The sequence below is a fragment of the Bradyrhizobium sp. STM 3809 genome (assembly GCF_000239795.1).
Lineage (GTDB): Bacteria > Pseudomonadota > Alphaproteobacteria > Rhizobiales > Xanthobacteraceae > Bradyrhizobium.
Map to the genome: position 1 here is coordinate 1 of NZ_CAFJ01000571.1, position 4,505 is coordinate 4,505.

The following is a 4,505-nucleotide window of genomic DNA, read 5'->3' on the forward strand; positions in this document are numbered from 1 at the left end:
TGAAAAAATAGCAAGTTGATTATTTTTAGCAGAAGCTTTGATCTCGCCCTCCGCTGTCGTCCCGGCCTTGAGCCGGGACCATACCCCCAGGAAGGGGTTTGAGGCACGCTGCTCGTTGGCACCTGCCGCCATCACGTCCGCCGCGGAGTATGGGTCCCGGCTCAAGGCCGGGACGACACCATTTCTGTGGCGGCGGCGGTGGTCAGCCGTGGATCGATACGCAAAATGCCCGGGACAAGCCCGGGCATGACGAACTCGCTAGGAGCTTTGCGTCTCGTTAAACAGAAGCAGCGCCGCTGCTTCCTCAGTTCGTCTTCGTCGTCGGTGCCGTGGCAGGCGCCTGGGCCGGCTCGGCAGCGGCCTGCGGGGTGCGGCCGACGACGGCGGTCAGGAGGCCTTGGCTCCAGAGCTGCTTGGCCGCCTTCTTCGCATCCTCCAGCGTCACCGCGTTGACGATCTCGCTGCGCTTCTCGATGTAGTCGATCGGCATCTTGTCGAGCTGATATTGCAGCATCGCCTGGGCGAGCTTCGACGAGGTGTCGAGCGCCAGCATCTGCGAGCCGTTGATGTAGGACTTGGCCTCGTCGAGCTCCTGCTGGGTCGGGCCTTCCTCGGCGATGCGGCGGATCTCCTGCTCGACGGCGGCGATGGTCTCGCCGGCGCGGTCGAAGCGGGTCGCGGTGTTGCCGATGAACAGCGCCGAGTGATCCATCCACAAGAGCGCGTCATAGACGGAGTAGGCGAGCCCGCGCTTCTCGCGGACCTCCTTGTAGAGCCGCGACGACAGGCCGCCGCCGCCGAGGATGTGGTTCACCACATAGGCGGCCATGAAGTTCGGGTCGTGGCGCCGGATCCCGGGGCCGCCGAAGGTGATCACGGTCTGCGGCACGTCGAGCGGCACGAGCACGCGTTGCGGCGGCTTGGTGGCGACGACGTCGGGCACGGGGGTCAAAGTCGCCTTGGCAGGCAGGTCGCCGAAGGTCTGGTCGAGCAGCTTGCCGAGCGTGGCCGGGTCGACGTCGCCGACGACGGCGACCTTGAGCGTGTCCTTGGCGAGGATGCGCTTGGTGTAGTCCTTGAGGTCGTCGACCGTGATGGTCGGCACGCTCTCCAGCGTCCCGTTGGCCGGCCGGCCATAGGGATGGTTGGGGAAGGCGAGCTCGAGGAACTTGCGCCCGGCCAGCGAGCTGGGGTTGGTCGTCTCGCGGCGCAGGCCGGAGATCACCTGGGACCGGATGCGCTCGACATCGGCGCTGTCGAAATGCGGCGAGGTCAGCGCGGTGCGCAGCAGCTCGAAGGCCTCGTCCTTGTTGTCGCGCAGCATGCGCAGCGAGCCGCGGAAATTGTCGCGCGACACCTGGAACGACAGCTCGATGGCGCGGCGATCGAGCCGCTCATGGAAGGTCTTGGAATCGAGGTCGCCGGAGCCCTCGTCGAGCAGGTCGGCGACGAGATTGCCGACGCCGGGCTTACCCGGCGGATCCTGCGTGGCGCCGCCCTGGAAGGCGTATTCCATCGCGATCAGTGGCACGGTGGCGTCCTGCACGAACCAGGCCTCGATGCCGCCGGGCGAAACCAGGCGCTGGATCTTGGTCGCGGCCTGGGCGGCCGGGGCGAGCGTGAACGCCGCGGCGGCGACGGTGACGACGCAGGCGAAACGGCGGGCGAAGGTCATTGTGCTCATCACGACCGCTTCTCCTCGCGCTTGGCCGCATTGTCCTTGATCAGATAGCCCGTGACCGAGCGCTTCTTGTCGAGCCATTTTTGCGCGGCAGCGCGGACCTGCTCGGCGGTCACGGCGCGGATGCGGTCGGGCCAGCTGCGGATGTCCTCGATCGAGAGGCCGGTGGTGAGGCCGCCGCCATACCAGCGCGCCATGGTGGCCTGGTTGTCGTTGGCGTAGATCGCCTCCGCGATCAGCTGCGTCTTGACGCGCTCGAGATCCTCGGCGCGCACCGGGTTCTGCGCGATCTCGGCGATGACGCCGTCGACGACCGCCTCGACCTGGGCGAAATCGACGCCCGGCCGCGGCGCGACCGCGACCGAGAACTGGCTCGGATCGAGCGAGGTGCCCTGATAGGACGCGCTGGCGTTGACCGCGAGCGGCTTGTCGACGACGAGCGCGCGGTAGAGATAGGAGTTGCTGCCGCTGCCCATCAGCTGCGCCAGCACGTCGAGGGCTGCGGACTCGCCGGGCGCGGCGGTGGTCGCCGAAGGCACCAGATAGAAGCGGCGCATCGACGGCTGCTCGACATGCGGATCGGCCAGGGTCACGGTGCGCGGCGCGATCGGCTCGGGCTCCTGCGGCCGCAGCCGGCGCGCGGGAATGTCAGGCTGGGACGGCACCTTGGCGAAGGTCTGCTCGACCAGCGGGCGGACCTCCTTGGCGTCGGTGTCGCCGGCGATCACCAGGATCGCATTGTTGGGCGCGTAGAAGCGGCGGTAGAACGCCAGCGCATCCTCGCGGCTGAGCTTCTCGATCTCCGGCTTCCAGCCGATCACGGGGCGGCCATAGGGATGGTTGACGTAGAGCGCCGCCATGATCTGTTCGTTGAGGCGGGCTTCCGGCGAGTTGGCGACGCGCATGTTGTACTCTTCGAGCACGACGTCGCGCTCGGGCAGCACGTTCTCGTCCTTCAGCACCAGGCCGGTCATGCGGTCGGCCTCGAACTCCATCATCTTCGGCAGCTGATCGCGCGGCACGCGCTGGAAGTAGCCGGTGTAGTCGACCGAGGTGAAGGCGTTCTCGTTGCCTCCGATCTTCAGCACGGTCTTGGAGAACTCGCCGGCCGGATGCTTCTCGGTGCCCTTGAACATCAGGTGTTCGAGGAAATGCGCCAGGCCCGATTTGCCCGGCGTCTCGTCGGCGGAGCCGACCTTGTACCAGATCATCTGCGTCACCACGGGGGTGCGGTGATCCTGGATGACGACGACCTGCAGGCCGTTGGGAAGGGTGAAGCTGGCGGGGGGCTCGGAGGCGAACGTCGTTTGCGCCGAAGCGCCGGCCGTGAACGCAAGCGAGACGAGCGCGGCGGCGACGAAGGTGAACCGGTGCGAGGACATCATGATCCTTCTGAAGGCCCGCAGGACGCGCGGGGCGGTCGGGTTGAGCGCAGCATGCTACACCGCGCGGGCCGAAGCCCGGCGTCACAAAACGGCGACATCCTGCCGCTTCAAGACATTAAATTTCGCTAATGGCGACCGGACCAGCCATTCGGCCGGTATTTCAGGAGGGTTGCGGCGCATCCGCGCCGTCACCGTTCCTTGCCGGTCATGATGTCCATCTGCTTGCCGCCGATCGGCTCCATCTTGCCGGTGCCATAGGCGTAGCTCGGCGACGGCGTCTGATAGCCCGGCGGCGGCTGGGTCAGCGTTTCGCGCTGCGGCTCGCTGGTGAACGGCTTGGACTCGCTGTCGCTGCCCTTGAACATGCCGAACAGGCCGCCCTTGAAGCCGAGCTGCGCGGGGCTCAGCATCGGGTTGTTGGTCACGCCGGGCTGGATCGGCTCGGTCTGCTTGGCGGCAGCGGTCCGTCCCATCTTCATCTCGGCCGGGGTCAGCGGGCGGGCCGCGGCGACCGGGTCCTTGTTGTCCTTCTTGCGCGCGGCGGCAGCGGCGCGGCGGCGCTGCTCATCGGGGTCCTTCGGCCAGTTCGGCGCGTTGGCCTGGGCGGCGGCGGCCGGCGGCGGCAGATCGAGTTTGGGAGGCACCACCAGCGGCGAGCGCTCGCGGTACTCGATCGATGGCGTCTCCATGTTGGTGCCGCCGATGCCGCGCATCAGATTGTCGATGATCTTCTCTTCGAAGGTCTTGTCGTCCTCTTCGTCCTCCTGGGCGCGGGCGGCGCCGGCGGACACCACGAGGCCGATGCCCAATGCAACGGCCGACAGCCGCAGGGCGCGAAGGGCCGTGTGGGCCACGAACCGGCTTGAGACTTCGGTCTTGCGCATGACTTGTCCTGTCCTCGCTTGTCCAGTGCTCGTGCTCGACGAGCCGGTCGCGACTCTGCCGGTCTTAACCCCTGCCGCCAGCGGCGGTCAGGACAATCCGGCGATCCCCAAAACGTGAAGAACCTCAGGCTCTTGACCAGGAGATCGAGATTGGCCGGTATCGACCCGGATCAGGGCGCTTTTGCGGCATGGGCTCCGAAGAAGGAGTCATACAGCAGCCCCGCCACCCCGGCAACGATGGCCACATCGGCCATGTTGAAGATGTACCAGTTGTAGACGGTGCCGCCGATCTCGACGTGGAACAGGGCGAAATCGACCACCGCGCCATAGGCCAGCCGGTCGATGCCGTTGCCGATGGCGCCGCCGATGATCAGGCCGAGCGCGGCCGTCGCCAGCCTGCTCTCGGCCCGCAGCATCCAGATGCCGAGCGCGATCACGGCGATGACCTTCACGCCCATCAGCCCCACCTGCGCCAGGGCTGAGTCGTTCTGCAGCCAACCGAAGCTGATGCCGATGTTCCAGGCGAGCACGAGATCGAAGAACGGGGTGACCTTG

General features: G+C 66.9%; 4 protein-coding genes. All 4 read right to left on the reverse strand.

The genetic code is table 11. The features are described from left to right. Positions 1–304: 304 nt before the first annotated feature. Complete coding sequence (locus tag BRAS3809_RS26015; RefSeq protein WP_008965001.1) at positions 305–1,684, reverse strand: M16 family metallopeptidase; 1,380 nt, start codon at positions 1,682–1,684, stop codon at positions 305–307. Beyond that, on the reverse strand, positions 1,684–3,063 hold the full coding sequence (locus BRAS3809_RS26020; RefSeq protein WP_008965002.1) for a M16 family metallopeptidase: 1,380 nt from the start codon (positions 3,061–3,063) through the stop codon (positions 1,684–1,686). The genes BRAS3809_RS26015 and BRAS3809_RS26020 overlap by 1 nt, the downstream gene beginning before the upstream one ends. A 191-nt stretch (positions 3,064–3,254) precedes the next feature. Continuing rightward, complete coding sequence (locus BRAS3809_RS36820; RefSeq protein ID WP_035658658.1) at positions 3,255–3,950, reverse strand: hypothetical protein; 696 nt, start codon at positions 3,948–3,950, stop codon at positions 3,255–3,257. A 170-nt stretch (positions 3,951–4,120) separates the two neighbouring features. Next, the coding region (gene lspA / locus BRAS3809_RS26030; RefSeq protein WP_035658661.1) for a signal peptidase II at positions 4,121–4,505 on the reverse strand (385 nt) is incomplete at its 5' end.